At 72.3% G+C, this 20,462-nt stretch carries 12 protein-coding genes; 2 read left to right on the forward strand and 10 right to left on the reverse strand.

The features are described from left to right. Positions 1-136 precede the first annotated feature (136 nt). From ACFHVL_RS17830 to ACFHVL_RS17845, 4 genes are read right to left on the reverse strand one after another with little or no spacing between them, the layout of a single operon-like run. Positions 137-3,550, reverse strand: a complete 3,414-nt coding sequence (locus ACFHVL_RS17830) for an ATP-dependent helicase (protein WP_416629181.1) — start codon at positions 3,548-3,550, stop codon at positions 137-139. Next, the gene (locus tag ACFHVL_RS17835; protein ID WP_416629182.1) at positions 3,547-7,011 is read right to left on the reverse strand and encodes an ATP-dependent helicase; all 3,465 of its coding nucleotides are present in this window, start codon (positions 7,009-7,011) and stop codon (positions 3,547-3,549) included. The genes ACFHVL_RS17830 and ACFHVL_RS17835 overlap by 4 nt, the downstream gene beginning before the upstream one ends. A 58-nt stretch (positions 7,012-7,069) precedes the next feature. Continuing rightward, positions 7,070-7,615 (reverse strand): TIGR00730 family Rossman fold protein, encoded by a 546-nt coding sequence (locus ACFHVL_RS17840; protein ID WP_416629184.1) that lies wholly within the window; start codon positions 7,613-7,615, stop codon positions 7,070-7,072. A gap of 13 nt (positions 7,616-7,628) precedes the next feature. Beyond that, on the reverse strand, positions 7,629-8,519 hold the full coding sequence (locus tag ACFHVL_RS17845) for a TIGR00730 family Rossman fold protein (protein ID WP_416629186.1): 891 nt from the start codon (positions 8,517-8,519) through the stop codon (positions 7,629-7,631). Positions 8,520-8,803: 284 nt separating this feature from the next. Here ACFHVL_RS17845 and ACFHVL_RS17850 point away from each other — a divergent pair, with 284 nt between their 5' ends. Continuing rightward, positions 8,804-8,959, forward strand: coding sequence for a hypothetical protein (locus ACFHVL_RS17850; protein WP_416629187.1), 156 nt, complete (start codon positions 8,804-8,806; stop codon positions 8,957-8,959). A 15-nt stretch (positions 8,960-8,974) separates the two neighbouring features. On the opposite strand, the gene dapE is transcribed toward ACFHVL_RS17850, so the two are convergent. Continuing rightward, entirely contained in the window at positions 8,975-10,048 is a 1,074-nt protein-coding gene (gene dapE / locus ACFHVL_RS17855) for a succinyl-diaminopimelate desuccinylase (protein WP_416629189.1), read from the reverse strand. Positions 10,049-10,165: 117 nt separating this feature from the next. On the opposite strand from dapE, the gene dapD reads away from it, so the two are divergent. Then, positions 10,166-11,131 carry a 2,3,4,5-tetrahydropyridine-2,6-dicarboxylate N-succinyltransferase gene (gene dapD / locus ACFHVL_RS17860; protein WP_416629191.1) on the forward strand — a complete coding sequence of 322 codons (966 nt, stop codon included), beginning with the start codon at positions 10,166-10,168 and terminating at the stop codon, positions 11,129-11,131. Between the two features lie 140 nt (positions 11,132-11,271). On the opposite strand, the gene ACFHVL_RS17865 is transcribed toward dapD, so the two are convergent. The 5 genes from ACFHVL_RS17865 to fdxA form a co-directional block, all read right to left on the reverse strand. Further along, the gene (locus tag ACFHVL_RS17865) at positions 11,272-14,673 is read right to left on the reverse strand and encodes a S8 family serine peptidase (protein WP_416629192.1); all 3,402 of its coding nucleotides are present in this window, start codon (positions 14,671-14,673) and stop codon (positions 11,272-11,274) included. Between the two features lie 152 nt (positions 14,674-14,825). After that, positions 14,826-18,002, reverse strand: a complete 3,177-nt coding sequence (locus tag ACFHVL_RS17870) for a putative bifunctional diguanylate cyclase/phosphodiesterase (protein WP_416629193.1) — start codon at positions 18,000-18,002, stop codon at positions 14,826-14,828. A gap of 247 nt (positions 18,003-18,249) precedes the next feature. Continuing rightward, on the reverse strand, positions 18,250-18,921 hold the full coding sequence (locus ACFHVL_RS17875; RefSeq protein ID WP_416629194.1) for an SIMPL domain-containing protein: 672 nt from the start codon (positions 18,919-18,921) through the stop codon (positions 18,250-18,252). A 43-nt stretch (positions 18,922-18,964) separates the two neighbouring features. Next, positions 18,965-20,038 (reverse strand): succinyldiaminopimelate transaminase, encoded by a 1,074-nt coding sequence (gene dapC, locus ACFHVL_RS17880; RefSeq protein WP_416629217.1) that lies wholly within the window; start codon positions 20,036-20,038, stop codon positions 18,965-18,967. A gap of 65 nt (positions 20,039-20,103) precedes the next feature. Then, on the reverse strand, positions 20,104-20,430 hold the full coding sequence (gene fdxA / locus ACFHVL_RS17885) for a ferredoxin (protein ID WP_416629195.1): 327 nt from the start codon (positions 20,428-20,430) through the stop codon (positions 20,104-20,106). Between the last annotated feature and the right edge of the window lie 32 nt (positions 20,431-20,462).

A 20,462-nucleotide genomic window follows, 5' to 3' on the forward strand; every position in this document is an offset into this window, starting at 1 on the left:
ATCCGGAACTGAGCCCGGACACAACAAAGAGCGCCTGGGCCGAGACCCCACAGGCGCTCGCACTGTCACTGTGACCGGCCGGCCGGGCGAACCCGGGGACGGCACGGGGAACCAAAACTGCAACACCGCCAGGCTATCACGAATCCGGCGCTTCACCCAGCAACGGCAAGTCACTGATCAAGGCGGCCAGCCCGGACCGGTCCAGCAGGTCGGCCGGGCGGACCGTCACCCCGTCCCGGACGTAGTGGAACGCCGCCCGTACCTGCTCCACCGGCACCCCCGCCAGGTCCGCCCAGGCAAGCCGGTACGCGGCCAACTGCACCGTGGCCGCGGTCTCGGCCACCCCGGTCGGTTGCCGACCCGTCTTCCAGTCCACCACGTCGTAGCGGCCGGCCAGCCCGGCGAACACCGCGTCCATCCGGCCGCGTACCACCACCCCGGCGATCACCGTGGCGAACGGCACCTCCACCTCCACCGGGGTCCGCCCGGCCCACTCGCTGGCCAGGAACCGCTCCTGCAACTCCAGCAACGCCTCGTCCGGGGCGGCGTCGGCGTCGGCCGCGCCCGGCAACTCGTCGACGTCCAACAGCCGGTCCACCCCGAACCGCTGCTCCAGCCAGGCGTGGAACGCGGTCCCCCGGCGGGCGTACGGATCCGGCCGGTTCGGCAACGGCCGGCGCAGCGTACGGGCCAGCGCGAACCGGTCCCGGCGCAACGCCACCAGCTGCGACACCGACAGCTGCTCGGGCAGCGCTACGTCCACCGGCCCCACCCCCTGCGCCAGTTGCTCCCGCTCGGCGAGCAGAATCCGCGCCTCCCGCCACCAGGACCGCCCCTGCGGATCCGGCTCGTCGCCGGACGGCCCGCCGGCGGGCAGCAACTCGGCGGCGGCCGGCGGCCGGTCGCCGACGCGCTCCATCGCCTGACGGACCAACCCGGCCGCCTCCGCGACCCGGGGCCGCAGCGAACCCAGCGGATCCGCCGGCCACTCGGCCCGCACCGTCACCTCGTCGATCGGGTTCGACGCCCCCGGCAACGGCTCCGGCGCCCAGCGGTCCACCACCCCGGCACCGGCCAGGCAGTCGTCGTGGACCTCCTGCAGAAAGACCGACGGCCCGCGGTGGCGTTTCACCCCGGCCCCCCACCAGTAGCCCGAGCAGAGCAGCAGCCGACGCGGCCGGGTGATCGCCACGTACGCCAGCCGCCGCTCCTCCCGCTCGTCGTGCTCGCGCCACCGCTTGCCGAACCCGGTCAGCTCCCGCTCCACCGCTTTCTGGTCCTCGGCCTCCTCAAGATCCAGCACCGGCAGCCCGTCGGCGTCGCCACGCAGCGGGAACGGCAGCACCCCCAGCCCGTACAGGTAGTGGTCGGAGCCGCGCACCGGGCCCGGCCACACGTCGCGGGTCAGCCCGGCAACCGACACCACGTCCCATTCGAGACCCTTCGCGGCATGCGCGGTGAGGATCTGCACCGCGCCGGAGACCACGTCGACCTCGCCCGGGCTGAGCCCGCGCTCCTCGTCCTCGGCGGCGGCCAGGAAGGCCAGGAACGACGACAGGGTCGCGCTGTCGGACTCGCCGGCGAACCGGGCGGCGACGTCGCCCAGTGCGTCGAGGTGTCCCCGGGCCAGGCCGGCGTCCCCGCCGCTGCCGGCGCCACCGGCGCGCACCGCCACCTCCACGTCCAACCCGACGGTCCGCTCGATGTCGGCGATCAGATCCGGCAACGACTGGTCCAGCCGGTGGCGCAGCGACGCCAACTCCCGCCCGTACGCGCGCAGCCGTGCGAAGCCCTCGGCCGAGTAGAGCTGGGCCGGACCGGGATCGGCCAACGCCTCGACCAGGCTCGCCTCGTCGAGGTTGTCGACCACGATCTCCGGCTCGGCGGCTCTGCCGGCGGCGCCGGAGCGGGGCAGGTCCCGGCGGGTGTCGGCGATCGCCCGGGCCCGCCGGTGCAGCGCCACCAGGTCACGCGGCCCGATCCGCCACCGCGCCCCGGTCAGCAGCCGCAGCAGGGCGGCACCGTCGGTCGGGTCGGCCAGCACCCGCAGCGTACAGACGACGTCGCGGACCTCCGGGGTGTCCAGCAGGCCGCCGAGACCGACCACCTCGACCGGTAGCCCCCGGGCCCGCAGCGCCGACTCGATCGCCGGGATCTGGCTCCGGACCCGGACCAGCACCGCGCTGGTCGGCCGGGCCTCGACCGGGATCTCGTCGCCCCGACCGGGATCCACGCCGGCCGCGCCGCGCCAGGCGGCCAGCATGCTGTCGGCGATCCACTCGGCCTCGGCGAGTACCGAGTCCAGCAACGCGCAGTGCACGGTAGCGGCCGGTGCGCCGCCGGCGGTGCGACCCGGGATCGGCGGGGCCACCTTGGCGGCGGCGGCCAGCGCCGCCACCCGGGCCCCGGCCGAACGCAGCGGGCCGGACACCTGGTTGGCGACGCTGAGGATCTCCGGCCGGTTACGCCAGCTGGTGGTCAGGGTGAGCGCGGAGGCCGGGTTGCCGTCGACGCGGGTGAACTCGGTCGGGAACCGGTCCAGGGTGCCGGCGCTCGCCCCCCGCCAGCCGTAGATCGACTGGCACGGGTCACCGACGGCGACCACCGGATGCCCGACGCCGAACAACGACCGCAACATCACCACCTGGGCGTGGCTGGTGTCCTGGTACTCGTCGAGCAGCACCACCCGGTAACGGTCGCGCTCCGACTCCCCCACCGCCGGGTGGTCGCGGGTCACCTGTGCCGCCCGGGACATCTGGTCGGCGAAGTCCATCGCCTCGAAGTCGGCCTTGCGCTGCTGGTACGCGCGGACCAACGGCAGCAGCCGCAGCCGGATCTGCTGGATCGCCAACGCCCGCCTGACGTCGGCGTACACCCGGCCGGGCCGTGACTGCACCTCGGCGAAGAACCGACCGGTCCACCCCGCCAGCTGGTCCGGGGTGACCAGATGCTCGGCCAGCTCACCGGCGAGGGCCAACACCGCGTCGGTGACCGTGCCCGGCGCCCGGTCCACCTCGGACATGTCACCGTCGTAGTTGCGGACCAGGAAGTCGACGATCTGCCAGCGGGACGCCTCGGTGAGCAGCCGGGCGGACGGTTCGAACCCGGCGCGCAGCCCGTGCTCGGTGACCACCCGGGCGGCGTACGAGTGGTAGGTGGCGACCATCGGCTCGCCGGCGAGCGGATCCTCGTCGGCCCGGCGGCCCTCCCGGCCGACCTGCCGGACCAGCTGCCCGAGCCGGGTCCGGATCCGGTGCCCCAGCTCCCCGGCCGCCTTGCGGGTGAACGTCAGTCCGAGCACCTGCTCCGGGCGGACCTGGTCGTTGGCGACCAGCCAGACGACCCGGGCGGCCATCGTCTCCGTCTTGCCGGAACCGGCACCGGCGACCACCAGCAGCGGCTCCACCGGCGCGGCGATGATCGCCGCCTGCTCCGGTGTCGGCGGCGGCAGTTTCAGCAGCCGGGACAGCTCCTGCGGGGTGTAGCGCGGGCCGGAGTCGGCGCGGCGACGCGGCGACGGCGTGGCGGCGAACAGCGACTGTTGAGTCAACCGTGCTCCCCTGGTCGCTCGACGACGGGTGGCCCGGCGGCCGGCGGCCCGCCGGACGGTGGTTCGACGACCTGGCGTCCCTTGCCGGACACCGGGCAGCTGGTCTTCACCGGGCAGACCCGGCAGCTGGAGTTGGCCACCGCGGAGAAGGTCGACGCGGCCATCGTCTGCGCGGTCCGCCGGACCATCGCCGTCGCCCAGCCGGCGTCGTCGGTGTCGGCCAACGACGGCTGCTGCTGCTCCTTCGCCTCCTTGACTCCGGTGCCGAGCTGCACCAGCGACGCGCCGCCGGAGTCGTCGCCGTACTCGGCGAACGCCCCCGCCTCGACCGCCGCCTGGTAGGCACCCAGCTGCGGATGCTCGGCCAGCTCGGCGGCGGTCACCGAGGTCGACTTGCCGGTCTTGAGGTCGATCACCACCAGTCGTCCGTCGGCGTCGATCTCCAACCGGTCCACCCGGCCGGTCAGCTCCACCGGCCGCTGCGGGTCGTCCAGCCGTACGGTGAACTCGTGCTCGATGGCGAGCAGCCGGCGCGGGTTGCTGGCCAGCCAGCGCAGCAGCTTGTCGACCATGCCTTCGGCGCGGGCCAGCTCCGGGCCGGCCATCCAGCGGGCAGCCAGGTCGATCGCGTCGAACCGGGCGGCGACGTACTCCAGGAGCTTCGCCCGGTCGACGCTGGCGTCCTCGGCGAGCATCGCCGCCGCGTGCACCAGGTTGCCGACGCCGGCCGCCGCACTCGGCTCGCCCCGACCGCCGTGCCGTTCCAGCAGCCAGCGCAGGCTGCACCGCAGCGCGCTCTCCATGGTCGACGGGGTGACCCGCACCGACTCGCCGTCGTCGACCAGCGGCCGGTCGTCCGACAGCGCCCGCAGCCCCCACCAGTCGTCCGGGTGGGCGCCGGGCACCCCGGCGACCGCCAGCCGGCCCAGCACCGCGGCGGCCTCGTGCCGGCGAGAAGGCTCCGCCGCCTGGTCGGTGACCGCCGAACGCAACTCGGCGACCAGCGCCGGCAGGGTCAACGACCGCGGCGGCCGGCCGACCGGCAGCGTCGGCACCTCCGCGCCGTCGGAATCCTGCACTGTCGACAGGCCGAGCTCGTGCAGGAACCGGCTCGGCTGTTCCTCGTTGTCCAGCCCACCGACCCCGGCGGAGGCGACCGCGGTGACCAGCAGCCGTCGTCGGGCCCGGGTCACCGCCACGTAGAACAACCGGCGCTCCTCGTCGAGCAACGCCGACGTCTGCGCCACCAGCGACGCGGCCAGTCCGGCACCGTCGGCCCGGCCGGTGAGCACGTCCACCAGCCGCTCCGAGCCGAGCAGGCTGCCGCGCAGCCGCAGGTCCGGCCAGACGCCTTCCTGCACTCCGGCGACCGCCACCACGTCCCATTCGAGCCCTTTGGCGGCGTGTGCGGTGAGCAGCCGGACCGCCTCACCCCGGTCGCCGCTGGGCGCCAGCGTGTCGGCCGGCAGCTGCTGGCCGAGCACGTGGTCGAGGAACACCTCGGTCCGGGCGCCGGGCAGCCGGTCGACGAACCTCGCCGCCGCGTCGAACAACGCCATCACCGCGTCGAGGTCGCGGTCGGCGGCGGCGGCCCGCCACCGGCCGGCCGTGTCGGTCAACCCACCCACCTGTACGGCACCGGCCGGCCCGGCCGGGGTCCGGCCCCGCACGATCGCGCCGAACCAGCGGTCGGCCAGCCCACTGGTGTGCCACACCGCCCAGAGCACGTCCTCCACCGTCGCTCCGGCGCGGGTGGCGGTGTCCCGGCCGGTCGCCAGCAGCGCCGCGACCGCCTGCGCCGGCGCCGCCCAGCGGCGATCGATCGCGGCGAGTTCCGCCGGATCCCGCAGCGCGTCGACCAGCAGCTCACCGGAGGGCCGCCGATCCCCGGCGGCCAGCGCCAGTGCCCGCAGCCCCTGGCGCAGCCGTCGCTCGGCCAGCGGATCCGCCCCGCCCAGCGGGGAGTGCAGCAGCGCGACCGCCGCTTCCTCGTCGAGCCGCGCCGGCTCGAGCGCGCAGCGCAGCAACAGCAGTAGCGGCGCGACCGCCGGCTGCCGGTGCAGCGGCAGGTCCTCGGCGTGCACCACGGTCGGCACACCGGTGACGTGCAGTGCCCGCTGCAGTGGCGGCAACTGCAGCGTGGTCGAGCGCACGATCACCGCCATCCGGGACCAGGGCACGCCGTCGATCAGATGCGCCACCCGCAACGCGTGCGCCAGATAGCTGGCTTCGCTGGTCGCCGACCGGAAGACGCGGACCTGCGCGACGTCACCGCCGGACCGCTCGGTCGACGGACCACCCGTCGAGGATCGGCCCGTCTCCGCCGGGCCGGGCGCGGTTGCCGCCGGGCGTAGGTCGCGATGCCCGGCCGGGCCGCGCAGCCGACGGGCGACCCGGCCGGTCACCGCCAGCAGCGCCGGGTCGGCGCGGTGACCGACCGGCAGCACGATCTGCCGGGCCACCGCCCCGGAAGCGGTCCGGAACCGGAGCCCGAAGGCCGGCACGATCCCCGGATCGGCACCCCGGAAGGCGTACGTGGAAGAGTCCGGGTCGGCGAACGCGACCAGCGTCCGGCCACCGCCGGCGATCAGGTCGAGCAGCCCCACCTGGGCGGGATCGGTGTCGGCCAACTCGTCGACGTAGACGTAGGACAGTCGGCGGCGCTCGGCGTCCAGCAGCGGCGGGTCGTCGGTGAGCAGCCCGGCGGCGGCCCGGACCAGCTCGGCGTGGTCGTAGCCCACCGAGCCCCGGTTGCTGACGTCACGCAACGCGAGGACGGCGACGTACTGGCGCAGGAAGCGGGCGGCGGCGGGCCAGTCGGCCCGGCCCAGCCGCTCGCCGAGCCGAGCCAGCTCGACCGGGCCGATGCCCCGTTCGGTGGCCCGCTGCAGCAGGTCGCGCAGTTGGGTGGCGAACGCCCGGGTCGGCAGCGCGGCGCGCAGGTCACTCGGCCAGCCCACCGGGTCGCCGATCTGGTCGCCGATCTGTTCACCGGGCCGGCCCGGTGAGGAGTCGCCCGGTTGCGGGCCGGCGACGTCCAGCAGTTCGCGGATGATCAGATCCTGTTCGGGGCCGGTGAGCAGCCGCGGCGACGGCTCGCCCCGCTCGGCGGCGGCTCGACGCAACAGGCCGAACGCGTAGCCGGGAAACGTGCGTACCAGGGGTTCGTGCAGCACCCGCCGGGATCCGACGGCGATGGCCGCCTCGATCCGCGCGCGCAGTTCGCTGGCGGCCCGCCGGTTGAAGGTGAGCACCAGGATCCGCTCCGGATCGGTGCCCTCGGCGATGCGCGCGGCGACCGCCGCCACCAGGGTGCTGGTCTTGCCGGTGCCGGGGCCGCCGACGACCAGCAGCGGTCCGTCGGTGTGTGCGACCACGGCGCGCTGCGCGGGATCGTCGATCCGCGCCGGCTCGGCCTTCGCCGGCCGACGAACCAGCCGGTACGCCTGCACGCCGTTCATCTCACCACGTCGAGCGGACAGCAGTCGGTGCCCGGGTGGCCGGCCGTCGCTGGTGGCCTCACCCCAGTCGGGTCTCGATGGCGTCGAGTGCCGCCGGCACCGAGTCGACGACGATCAACAGGTCGCGGGCGGACCGCCCGACGAATTCGGTGTCGGCGAGCGCGTCCAGCCAGCCCAGCAGCCCCTGGTAGAAGCCGTCGACGTCGACCACCACGACCGGTTTGCGGTGCATCCCGAGCACCGCCGTGGTCCACACCTCGAACAGTTCGTCCAGGGTGCCGAGCCCGCCCGGCAGGGTGATGAAGGCGTCCGACTTCTCGATCATCAACGTCTTGCGGCTGGCCATCCCGTCGGTGACGACCAGCTCGTCGGAGTGGGTGTCGGCGACCTCGAGGTCGACCAGCGGTTGCGGGATCACGCCGAGCGTGTGGCCCCCGGCGGACCTGGTGCCGTCGGCCAGCGCCCCCATCATGCCGACACAGCCGCCGCCGGAGACCAGGCGGTGGCCCCGGGTCGCCAACTCCCGACCGGTCTGGGTCGCCAGGTCGAGCCAGCGCTGGTCGAGGGTGCGCGACGACGCGCAGAAGACTCCGATGGCGGCCATGCCTGTTCTCCTCTCATTCCGCCGGCCGGTGGTCACCGGCCGGCGCACGCTGGTCCGTCTGGCGTTCCGCCCTGGTCTGCGCCAGCGCGGTGTCCCGTAGCGCCGTCTGCTCGGCGGCGAGGGCCGTGTCCGCGTCGACGATGTGCCGTACCGCCTCGGTGACGTCGTCGGTCAGGCAGAGCAGGTCGAGGTCGGCGGTGCCGATCTTGCCCTGTGCCTGCAAGGTGTCGCGCAGCCAGTCGAGCAGACCGGACCAGTACCGGGTGCCCATCAGGACCACCGGGAAGCGGGTCACCTTGCCGGTCTGGACCAGGGTGAGTGCCTCGAACAACTCGTCCAGGGTGCCGAAGCCGCCGGGCAGCACCACGAACGCCTGGGCGTACTTGACGAACATGGTCTTGCGGGCGAAGAAGTACCGGAAGTTGATGCCCACCTCCACCCATTCGTTGATGCCCTGTTCGAACGGCAATTCGATGCCGAGGCCGACCGACACCCCACCGGCCTCGGTGGCCCCACGGTTGGCGGCTTCCATCACCCCCGGACCGCCACCGGTGATCACCGCATAACCGGCGGTGGCCAACGCGGCGCCCAGTTCTTCGGCGAGTCGGCATTCGGGACTGTCCGGTGCGCTGCGCGCGGATCCGAAAACGCTGACCGCCGGCGGCAGATCGGCCAACGTGTCGAACCCCTCGACAAACTCCGACAGAATGCGCAATGCCCGCCAGGAGTCCTTCGTCTTCCATTCGGCGCGGGTCCGTGAATCGAGCAGACCCTGATCGGCGGTATCACCGCGGACCGCCTCCCGGCGCAGGGTCACCGCGCCACGGTGCCGCTCTGACCTGGGTCGGGCGGGTGCCGGTGCGGAATCGCCGCTTGCCGCGGTCCCGTTGTCTTGATAGTCCATCTGGACCACCGTAGTCGGCGGCCCGGCGGGTGCGGCGTCGCCGGACCCGTGCGTGTCCAGAGCGGACGCCGACAGCGGGTGCGGCTGCGCGGTTGGGCCGCAAGTGGCGACGCGGCCGGCCGCGACCGGCGCCCAGGTGGTGGCGGCAACAATCCGGTACCGGACGCAACCAAATCGGCTGCGCGTACGTCTCCACTAACAGATACTGGTTACACCGGCCGGTGGAGGGGACGTCCCTGTTGGGCAGGGACATCGGAACGGTGCCTTCGGGGGGAGGAGTCACGATGATGACACGTAGCGAGTTGATCCGGGTCCGGCGTCAGATGCATCGACGGATCCGGGCCGTGGTGGCTGAGCGGCGGATGGCCGGGGGGCGGCCACACCCGGCCGAGACGGTCACCGATTCCGCCATCGAGCAGGAGCCGGTGCTGCTGCAGTGAACCTGCGGCACCGCGTCAGGCCGGCACCAACCAACGCCGCAGCATCTCGGCGCCCTGCCGGATCTTGTCGACCTCCACGTGTTCGTCCCGGGCGTGGGCGAGGTTCGGGTCGCCCGGGCCGAAGTTGAGCGCCGGGATGCCCAGCGCGGCGAACCGGGCGACGTCCGTCCAGCCGAGCTTGGCCACCGGTGGCTCGCCGACCGCCGCCAGGAACTCCCGGGCCGGCGCGGAGTCCAGACCGGGCAGCGCACCGCCGGCGCAGTCGACGATCTCGACGTCGAACCCGGCGAAGACCTCATGCACGTGCGCCTGCGCCTGCTGGTCGTCGCGATCCGGCGCGAACCGGAAGTTGACCTCGACGGCACACTCGTCCGGGATGACGTTGCCGGCCACTCCGCCGTTGATCCGGACCGCGTTCAACCCTTCCCGGTAGTGGCATCCGTCGATGGTCACGTCACGCGGGCGGTAGTCGCCCAGCCGGCGCAGCACCTCGCCGGCGGCGTGGATGGCGTTCACCCCGCGCCAGGACCGCGCCGAGTGCGCCCGGCGGCCGGCGGTGGTGACCATCGCCCGCAGCGTGCCCTGACAACCGGCTTCGACGACGCCGTAGGTCGGCTCGTGCAGCACCGCGAAGTCGGCCGCCAGCCACTGCGGGTGGGCCTGCGCCACCAGGCGTAGCCCGTTGAACCGCGAATCGATCTCCTCGGCCTCGTAGAACAGGTACGTCACGTCGTAGCGCGGTGCGTCCACGGTCACCGCCAGGTGCAGCGCGTGCGCGAGCCCGGACTTCATGTCGGAGGTGCCGCAGCCGTAGATCAGGTTCCCGTCGACCCGGGACGGAAAGTTGTCGGCCAGCGGCACGGTGTCCAGGTGCCCAGCGAGCACCACCCGTTGCGTCCGGCCCAGGTCGGTCCGGGCCATCACCGTGTTGCCGAACCGCTGCGTGCTCAGCCAGGGCACCTCGGCCAGCACCTGCTCGACGCAGTCGGCGATCCGCTGCTCGTCGAGCGACACCGACTCGATGTCGACCAGCGCGCGGGTCAACGTCACCGGATCGGCCAGGACCTCGGGGCTCAGCGGGTTCACCATGGCTGGCACGGTACCGTCTCGACAGGGCCGGACCGTCCCCAGATCGCCCAGATCGCCCCGCTCGGTCGGGCACCGGCCCACGGTGACACATTTCCCTGATCGGAAGGCGAAAGTTCGGTGACGGTTTCGACACAGCCTGCCTGGGGCATCGGCCTGGCCACCTGCACGGAGCAGGGGCAGGTGCTGGACACCTGGTACCCGGCCGGGCAGCTCGGCCTCGGCGAGTTGCCACCGGCAGCCGACGGCACCACCCCCGCCGACCTGCTCGGGCTGCCCGCCGGCGCGCTCGGTCCGCGTGCCCTGGCCGGGCTGAGTACCGAGGTGGTGGTCGTCGAGATCGGCTCGCTGGCCGATCCGATCAAGGACGCCTCCGACGCGTACCTTCGGTTGCATCTGCTCTCCCACCGGCTGGTCCGGCCGAACGAGCTGAACCTGGACGGGATCTTCGGCCAGCTGGCCAACGTCGCCTGGACGTCCGCCGGGCCATGCCCGCCGGACCGGGTCGACGAGCTGCGGCTCGTCGAGCGGGCCGCCGGGCGGCACCTGGCGGTGTACGGGGTGGACAAGTTCCCCCGGATGACCGACTACGTCGTGCCGGCCGGGGTGCGCATCGCGGACGCCGACCGGGTCCGGCTCGGCGCCCACCTGGCGGCCGGGACGACGGTGATGCACGAAGGGTTCTGCAACTTCAACGCCGGCACCCTGGGCACCTCGATGGTGGAGGGCCGGATCGTCGCCGGCGTGGTGGTCGGTGACGGTTCGGACGTCGGTGCCGGCGCGTCGATCATGGGCACCCTTTCCGGCGGCGGTACGGAGAAGGTCCGCATCGGCGAACGCAGTCTGCTCGGCGCCAACGCCGGCATCGGCATCTCGCTCGGTGACGACTGTGTGGTCGAGGCGGGCTGCTATGTCACCGCCGGTTCGAAGGTGACTCTGCCGGACGGCCGGGTGGTCAAGGCCCGCGAGCTGTCCGGGGTCGCCGGACTGCTGTTCTGGCGCAACTCGGTGACCGGCGCGTTGGAGGCCCGCCCGCGCACCGGCGCCGGCATCGAACTCAACGCCGCCCTGCACGCCAACGACTGACCGCAACCCTGTCTCACTCGACCCAGCCCCAGCCCCAGCCCCGGCCCCCGGCCCCGGCCCCGGCCCCGCGATCTTGCATTTATCGAGAACATATGTCCAAGTTGTCCGTCGATAAGTGCAAGATCGCGGAGGACGGGGGGTCAGCGCACGGCGATCCGGTACGCCTGAATGATCGTCTGCCGCGCCGTGTTGCCGGCCCGGTCGGTCACCGAGGCGCGCAACGACACGTACCCGTCCTGCCTCGGGTGGCTGACCGTGGCGGTCCAACCCGCCTTCGCCGACCGCACCTCGGCCCGCTGCCAGGTCTCCCCACCGTCGTAGGACGCCTCGATCACCGGCTTGCGGATGCCGATCCCGGCCACTCCCGGCTGGTGCGCGACCGTGAACGGGATCTCCACCGTCCGGCCGGCGGTGGCGGTGTTGACCGGGTCGAGGCTCGGCGCGAACCGCACCGCCATCACCGGCAACGCCGCCGTCTGGTTACGGACGACCGGCCCGGACGGGAACGTCCACACCCCGCTGACCGAGGTCGAGAAGTCGCTCACCGCCTGAGTCGCGGCGACCTCCAGCCGGTAGTTCGCCAATGCCCGGGGCACCTCGAACCAGCCGTATCCGGGATACTCGCTCTCCCCGACCAGTTTGCCGTCGCGGTACAGCGCCGTTCGACCGGTCTCGGTCAGTACCCCGCCGGGATGGCCGTGCGCGTCGCCGAACAGCGGCACCTCCACGGAGATCATGTTGCCGTCACGGCGCACCCAGCCGCCCGGACCGTCCGTCGTGGCGAAGACCGGCCCGTACGGCGCGACGTTCCAGGTGTCCAGGGTCTGTTTGCCGGGCTGGTAGCGCTGCGGCGGCGCGGAGAGCACCGCGGTGTACTCCGGCCAGTCCTGATCCTCGACCGCCCGGGAGAACTCCAGCGAACTCGTCCAGCTCAACGAACTGTCGACGCTGTAGTGCTCCACCCGTACGCTCGGCAACTCGACGGGGGCGACGATCGCCCACGCCCCTGGGTCACGCGCGTCGCGCACCGGGAAGATGACCCGGTCGGTACGTTCGCCGTGGTCGACACCACGGAACCGGTGCCGCACCGTGGCCAGGTCGCGTGGCCGGTAGTGGCGGGTGAAGCCGGTGGGTAGCCGATCGGCGAAGAACTCGGTGAGCCCGTAGAAGTAGGGACTCGCGGCGAAGCCGCCCTCGCCGTCGGGGCGCAGCCACTGGCTGTTGATGTTGGTGGTGAACTCGCCCTTGCGCGGTGGCGCCCCGGCCTGACCGGTGGAGAGCCCGTCGAAGGTCTCCGCGAGCAGCCCGACTCCGCCACTGGCCTCGGTCCAGTAGACGAGGTTGATGTCGACCAGTGCCGGCTGGGCGGTCTCTTCGGGGACCGTGAACCGCACCGGCTCGCTGTCGCGGGCGTCGAAGATGACAGTGGTGTCCGCTTCGAGTCTGAGGTTCGGTCGAGCCAGGACAGCGACCTCGTACTCCTCCGCTTCCTCGTCGACGACCCGGGTGATCATGCTGGACAGGCCGTACCGGCCGGCCGGCAGCCGGACGGTCGCCGCACCTGACCCGTCGCCGCTCCACGGCACCGCGTCCACCTGCTGGCCCAGCCCGATGGCGACGGTCCAGTACTCGTCGGTCGGCGCACCCGTCTGGTCGACGTGGGCCAGGGAGAGGTCGTAGCTCTCCACTTCCCGGTTGACGCCGAACGGGGTGCTGACCCGCACCCCGTCGTCGCCGCTGGCGACAAGGTGCCCGGAGTAGTAGCCGTCCGGCGCGTCGACACTGGTGTCGGCGGTGACGGTGACCTTGGCGGTGCCGCCGGCCGGCACGGTCAACTCGGTGGCGCCGACGCTGAACATCCCTGCCGGCGCGGAGCCGGCAGCCGTCGCGACGCCGTCGACCGACAGCGACAAGGTCTGCTCGGTGGTGCCGGTGTTGCGGTAGGTGACCGTCTCGACGACCGGCTCGTCGTCGTGGTGCGGCCAGGCGGTGCGTCCGAACGAGATACTGGCCGGCGTCGTGGTCACCGTCTGGGTGATGGCACGGGCCACGTCGACCCGGCCGGCACCCTGCTGGTACGCGGTGGCGCCGGGCTGTGGCGCGGCGGACCCCATCAGCCCGGACTTGAGCCGCTGCGCGGTCCAACCGGGGTGTTTCTGGGCCAGCAACGCCACCGCGCCGGTGACGTGTGGCGCGGCCATCGACGTGCCGGAGGCGGCGACGTAGTGCTCGTCGACCGGCTCGTCGAGAGTGGTGCCGGCGGCGCGGGCGGCGACGATGTCGACACCCGGGGCGGTCAGGTCCGGCTTGACCGTGTCGTCTCCGACGCGTGGCCCCCGGCTGGAGAAGCCGGCGAGAACGTCGTCGCGGTCCACCGCGCCGACGGTGAGCGCCGCGGCGGCGCTGCCCGGTGAGGCGATGGTCCGGTCACCGCCGAAGTTGCCGGCCGAGATGACGAAGAGCGAGCCGGTCTCGGCGGTCAGCGTGTCGACCGCCTCTTCCAGGGGGTCGATCTCCGGGGTGTCCCAGCCGCCGAGGCTGACGTTGATGACGGTGGCCCGCTGATCGGCGGCGGCCCACTGCATTCCGGCCAACAGCGCCGATTCGGTGCACCAGTACGACTCGCAGACCTTGCCGGAGATGAGCGTGGCGTCGGGGGCCACGCCACGGTTGGCACCGTCGGAGGCTGCACCGCTGCCGGCGATGATCGACGCGACGTGGGTGCCGTGGCCGACCTTGTCCGCCGGGTCGGAGTCCTCGGTGAAGTTCTCCGATCGGGCGACCTTGCCGGCCAGGTCCGGATGGTCGGCGTCGATCCCGCTGTCCAGCACCGCGACGGTCACCCCGGTGCCGGTGAATCCGGCGTCGTGGGCGGTCGGCGCGCCGATCTGCCCGACGCTGCGCTCGAGCAGGAGTTGCCGCTTGCCGTCCAGCCAGACGCGGGTCAGCCCGGAACCGGCGGCCAGCGATCGTGCGCCAGCCGGGCCGGCCGCCGCGCCGGTGCCGGCGATGGTCGTCCAGAAGTCGGCGGCGGTGACCTTGTCGACGCTCACGGCGGCACCGCCGATCGCGGGCAGTTCCCGGGTGGCCCGTGCCCCGGCGGGCGCCGCGCCGGCCCGGCGGGCGACGGTGGGGTCGGCGTGTTCGACGAGCAGCGGGATCCGCCGGGTGGCGGCGTCGTGATAGCCGGCCGAGATCAGGTTGGTGATGTTGAACAGTCGCCGGTCGAGTGCGCCCGCCTGGATCAGCGGTTGGGCGTCGGACGGGACGACGTACAGCCCGTCGGCCCTGCGGTAGGTGTGGAAGCGCAGGTGGCCGCGGCTGGCGGCGGGTCGTACGGCGGTGCCGTGGGTGGTGATGACGATTCGGTCACCGGTGATCAGGGTGACGGCGTCGGCGGGTGTGGCGGCCCGGGCGGTGGCACTCTCGGTCGTTGGCGTGGGCTGGCGGGCGGCGGCGGGTGTGGACTGGCCGAGGCCGATCAGGCTGGCCGTCAGGGCGACGACGAGCGCCGCTGCGGTGTGTTTCCTGACTGGATGCAACGTGAACCTCCCCGTTGGACGTCTGACAAGACGTCTGGGTCGTGATCCGAAGCCCCAGGATTACATACGCGGTATGCACATCGATGCTTTGAAACTCGGGACAATAGGGACGCGTACCGTACGCAGTGCGACGTACATACGACAAACCGTCGCTACGGCAGGATCGACCCGACCGGCTGGCCACCGGCCAGCCAGGCCGTCGCGTCCCGCTGCGCCAGCGGCCGGGAGAAGAGATAGCCCTGCCCGAACCCGCACCCCAGATCGCCCAGCAGGTTCCGATCCGCCACGGTCTCGATGCCCTCGGCGACCACCGCCAGGCCGAGGGTGTGCGCCAGCCGGATGATCCCGTCCACCAGCGACCGCTGCCGGGTGGAGAACGCCATCTCGGCGGTGAACGAGCGGTCGATCTTCACCACGTCGATCGGCAACTGCCGCAGGTAGCTCAACGAAGAAAAGCCAGTGCCGAAGTCGTCGATCGCCATCCGCAGCCCCAGCTCACGCAGCTGCGCCAGGTCCGACCAGATGTGGTCGTCGCTCTCCAGCAGCAGGCTCTCGGTCAGCTCCAGCATCACCGACTCCGCCGGCAGACCACCCTCAGTGAGCTGCTGACGGACCTTCGCGACGAACCCGGCCGCTCGGAACTGCCGGGCCGACACGTTGACACTGACATACGGCACGGTCCCCGCCGGCAGGCAGACCTGCCACTGCGCCGCCGCCGCGATCGCCCGACGCAGCACCCAGTCACCGATCGGCTCGATCAGGCCGGTCTCCTCCGCCACGTCGATGAACTGGTCCGGACGCAGCAGCCCCAACGTCGGATGGCGCCAGCGCAGCAGGGCCTCCAGCCCGACCGCGCAGCCGGTGGCCAGCTCCACGATCGGCTGATACTCGACGACGAAGTCGGTCTCCACGTCGGCCCGCTCCAGGGTGGTCCGCAGCTCCATCCGGTGGACCAGGCTGACGTGCAGGGCCGGCTGGAAGCGCCGCCACCGCCCCTTGCCCTCGTCCTTCGCCACGTACAGGGCGAGATCGGCGTGCCGCATCAACTCGTCGGTGCCGACAGCGTCCGCCGTCGTGGCCACCCCGACGCTGACGGCTCCCCCAACCAGCCGGCCGGCCAGCCGGAACGGCTCGGTGAAGGCCGAAACCAACCGCTGCGCCATCTGCTCCGCCTCGGCCGGGTCCTCGGCGTCGTCGACAAGCGCGGCGAACTCGTCCCCACCCAGCCGGGCAGCCATGTCGGCAGAGCCCAGGGTGGCCGCCAGCCGGTTCGCCACGGCGACCAGCAACTCGTCACCCGACTGGTGGCCCATCGTGTCGTTGACCACCTTGAAATCATCAAGATCGATAAAAAGTACGCCGACCGTGTGGTTGCCCCGCTGCGCCCGGGCCACCGCCTGCTGCACCCGGTCGTGGAAGAGCACCCGGTTCGCCAGCCCGGTCAACGAATCGTGGAACGCCCGATGGGTCAACTCGCGCTCCAGCCGACGCCGCTCGGTGACGTCCCGCAAGGTGAGGACCAGGCCGCGCACCGTCCGGTCCGACCGCAGGTCGCGGCAGCTCACCTCGACCTGTACGGCGGTTCCGTCGGCGTGCCGCAGCTGCCAGTCCTGCCAGTCGTGGGCCTCACCCGAGGACCGGACCATCGCCAGCCCCTCGATGACCTGCTCGTGGTCGTCGAGGTCGACCAGATCGGTCACCATGCCACAGTCGGTGGCCGGTCGGCCGAGCACCGTCTGCACGGCCGGACTGGCGTACCGGATCCGGCCGTCGTCCTCGACGATCAGGATGATGTCCACGCTGCTGTGCACCAGGGTCCGGAAGTACGCCTCGGCGTCCCGCTGGTTGATCTCGTCGCTGAGCCGGATCCGCTCCAGCGCCATCGCCGCGTGGCCGGTGAGCACCTCGATGGCGTCGCGCAGCACGCCCAGCACCGCCGTCTCGGCCGACACCAGCAGAACCCCGGCGCGCGGCCCGAGCGCGGCCCGGCCCGCGACTGCCGGGCGGGGGTCCGGGCGCCGATCGGTACTCCGTCGGCGGGCGCTCGACTGGGCCGGCACCGGTGCCGGCAGCAGCCGTTCGGGCAGCACCAACGGGCAGAGCAGCGCGAACGGGAACGATCCGAGCTGGTTGGCCAGCATCGGGGTGAGCGCCGGCCGGCGCAGCATCCGGGTGCGCCGCACCGCCGCCGCCGACGGCAGCAGCGCGCCGGTCGCGGTGACCGGCACCGACGGACCCCAGATGCTGCCGGCCAGCGCCGGCACCCCACCGGACTGGTTCAGGACCAGCACCAACCGGTGCTCGGCGCCGGCCGGCACGATCTGCCGCAGTCCGGCGCGGATCGCCTGATCCACTTCGGCGGCGTCGGCGGCCGAGACCAGCGCCGCGCACGCGTCGCGCAGGCCCTGCTCACGCCGCACCGTCTGGCGGTGCGCGGCGAGCACGTCGCCGAACCTGCTGAGCACCAGGGAGAAGACCACCGCCGAGGTGATCGCCAGCATCGCGCCGTCGCGGATCCGCCCGGTCAGCGACTCGATCAGCAGGATCGTCGGGGCGATCATCGTGGCCAGGATCAGCAGCACCGCCCATGGGGCGCTGACCTTGCCCTGCTCAACATCCACCGGCTCGGACATCTGCGCCATCGACGGCTGCAGCCCGGCCGCGCCCCAGCAGACGTAGAGCAGCAGCCAGCCGACCTCGATCGGGCCGCCCGGCTGCCACTGCTCCCCCAGCGTGGTCAGTCCGTAGAGGATGTCGCTGACGAGCATCCCGCCGGCACCGACCAGCAACAGCAACAGGGCCGGGGTACGGGGCTCCATCGCCAGCAGACGGATCATCACCGCCAGAATCAACAGATCGCCAAGGGCGTACGCGGCGAGCAAAGACCGCCCGATCGGGCTCATCCCGGCCGCGGTGATGTACGGGCCGACGATGAAGATCCAGGCAAGCAGCGTGGCGGCGCACAGGAATGTGAGGACGTCCAGCAGTCTGGCTCGATCGCCGATCATCCGGTTGCTACGGGTCAGCGTGAACAGTCCGGTGGCGGTAAGTGCAAATACGGTCAGATAGCAGAGCTCGGCGACGGGCGAGCCGGGAAACAGCGCGAACGCGGTGTCACCGGCGGCCAGCATGACGACGGCAGCCGCCAGGCACCACCACGCCACGGCCTGTTTCGGCCGGTAGCGACGGATACCGAACGCGATGCAACTCGCGCTCAGCGTACCCAACGCCGGCCAGAGAATCGGATGCCAGCTGGGAGCGGCGAAGATCCCGACGGACAACAGGAACATCACCGTGGCATATCCGCCGGTGAGCTTGCGGACCGACACGAGCCTCCCTCGGGCCGAAAGTGAACAGCCGCAGCGCGCCGGCTGGCGGATCAGCGTCCGGCGAGCATCCGGACAAACATCCACCGCTCGGTTTACCAGTCCAGCAAGGCGTTGGCCATACTTCTGCCGGGCAATGGTCGACAACGATGAGTCGCCAACAAGGGACACGATTTCCGGTATTGCCCAAGTGACCGTCGAGTATGGTGGCGTCCACCTGGGCAGACGATTTACCTCGCCGACGGGCGGATCAACTCGGCCGGCCGAGTGCCGCAGGCGCGGAGATGGTGAACCTGGCCTCGACGACGGCGTGCACCGTCTGTACCTGTGGGTCGAGGTCGAGCTGCGGAGTGGACTCGGCGGCCAGGTCCATCGCGGCGAATCCGTGACCGCCGCCGCGCACCATCATCGGCTGCGGTGCCGCCATGCCGTGGTCGGCCAGCTCGACCAGCCCGGTCACCTCGGCTCCGAGCGCGTCGGCGTAGTCGCGCGCACGGGCGATCGCCTCGTCGATGGCCGCCCGGCGAGCCTGACCGAACTCCGGGCTGGCCGGGCGCAGCGACCACCAGGGTCCGCCGATCTGGACCTGGTCCTGATCGGCCAGCCGCAGCATCAGCTCGCCGAGCACGGTGAAGTCGACGACCGTGACGGTGGTGGTGACGCTGGCGTGATAGGCGGCGACCCGCTCGCCGGAGCGCTTCCACTCGGGCCGCACCAGCAGCGACCCGGACTCGCGGCGCTCGATCGCCGCACCGTAGCCGTCGATCAACGCACGGACCGCGTCGCCCCGCTCGGCGAGTCGTTCCAGCGTGCCGGGGCGGTCCCGACCCCGGGCCGCGACGGTCACCGCGAACCGGGCCAGCTCCGGCTGGACCTCCCGGGTCACCTCGCCTCGCACCGCCACCACCGCAGCGTCCACCATGCGGCCAGCCTAGCCGAGCCGAGCCGTACCGACGCAGCGCCGGTCAGCCGAGCCGGTCCACCGCGGAGGTCACCCGCTCGTCGCTGGCCGTCAGCGCGACCCGGACGTGACGCTGGCCGGCCGGACCGTAGAAGGCGCCGGGCGCGACGAGGATGCCTCGCTCGGCGAACCAGTCCACCGTCGACCAGCAGTCCTCGTCCCGACTGACCCACAGGTACAGCCCGGCGGTGGAGTGCACGACGGTGAAGCCGGCACCGGTGAGCGCGGCGCGCAGCTGGTCGCGGCGGACCGCGTAGCGCCGCTTCTGGTCCGCCACGTGCTTGTCGTCGGTCAGCGCGGCGACCATCGCCGCCTGCACCGGAGCCGGCACGATCATGCCGGCGTGCTTGCGGACCGCGAGCAACTCGCCGACGATCGCCGGGTCACCGGCGACGAACCCGGCCCGGTACCCGGCCAGGTTGCTGCGCTTGGAGAGCGAATGTACGGCGAGCAGACCGGTCAGGTCACCGCCGTGGACCCCGTCGCTGAGCACCGAGACGGGTTGCGCCTCCCAGCCGAGCGCGTGGTAGCACTCGTCGCTGGCGACGATCGCGCCGCGCTCGCGCGCCCAGTCGACGACCTTGCGCAGGTGGCCGGCGGGCAGCACCTGGCCGGTCGGGTTGCCCGGCGAGTTGACCCACACCAGACCGACCCGGGTCGACGGCCCGAGAGCGGTCAGCGAATCGGTGCGGACCACCTCGGCACCGGCCAGCCGGGCACCCACCTCGTAGGTCGGATAGCAGACCGACGGCACCACCACGACGTCGCCCGGGCCGAGCCCGAGCAGGGTGGGCAGCCAGGCCACCAGTTCCTTGGAACCGATGGTCGGCAGCACCCCGAGCCCGTCGGCCGGTGCGCCGCACTCCCGTACGCACCAGTCCCGGATCGTGTCGCGCAGCCGCGCATGGCCGGCGGTCATCGGATAGCCGGGGGTGTCGGTGGCAGCCCGTAGCGCGTCCTGGATCACCGCCGGCACCGGATCGACGGGCGTGCCGACCGAGAGGTCGACGATGCCGTTCCGGTGCCGGGCGGCCTTGGACTTGACCGGCTCCAGCCGATCCCAGGGAAAGTCCGGCAGGCCGGCCGCGACCGACCCGCCGGCCCGGCGCCGCCACCCGGCGGCCGATCCTGCCGGCGACCCGGTCAGTGCGCGTCCCCGCGCGGCGGCTGGGCCGCGACGAAGGGGTTGTCCTTCTCGATCTTGCCGACCTTGGAGGCACCGCCGGGCGAACCGAGATCCTCGAAGAACTGGTAGTTCGCGGTGGTGTATTCCTTCCACTGCTCCGGCACGTCATCCTCGTAGAAGATCGCCTCGACCGGGCAGACCGGCTCGCAGGCACCGCAGTCGACGCACTCATCGGGGTGGATGTAGAGCATCCGGTTGCCCTCGTAGATGCAGTCGACCGGGCACTCCTCGATGCATGCCTTGTCGAGCACATCCACGCACGGCTCGGCGATGATGTAGGTCACTGGCCTTCCTTCCCGCACGACATGCCGCGATC

This window comes from Micromonospora sp. LOL_023 (assembly GCF_048060115.1).
Lineage (GTDB): Bacteria > Actinomycetota > Actinomycetes > Mycobacteriales > Micromonosporaceae > Micromonospora_E.

Excerpts from the sequence above, each read along its gene's own strand:
- ACFHVL_RS17835 (WP_416629182.1), bottom strand. The coding sequence starts at position 7,011 with ATGAACGGCGTGCAGGCGTACCGGCTGGTTCGTCGGCCGGCGAAGGCC.
- ACFHVL_RS17840 (WP_416629184.1), bottom strand. The coding sequence starts at position 7,615 with ATGGCCGCCATCGGAGTCTTCTGCGCGTCGTCGCGCACCCTCGACCAG.
- ACFHVL_RS17845 (WP_416629186.1), bottom strand. The coding sequence starts at position 8,519 with ATGGACTATCAAGACAACGGGACCGCGGCAAGCGGCGATTCCGCACCG.
- ACFHVL_RS17850 (WP_416629187.1), top strand. The coding sequence starts at position 8,804 with ATGATGACACGTAGCGAGTTGATCCGGGTCCGGCGTCAGATGCATCGA.
- dapE (WP_416629189.1), bottom strand. The coding sequence starts at position 10,048 with ATGGTGAACCCGCTGAGCCCCGAGGTCCTGGCCGATCCGGTGACGTTG.
- ACFHVL_RS17875 (WP_416629194.1), bottom strand. The coding sequence starts at position 18,921 with ATGGTGGACGCTGCGGTGGTGGCGGTGCGAGGCGAGGTGACCCGGGAG.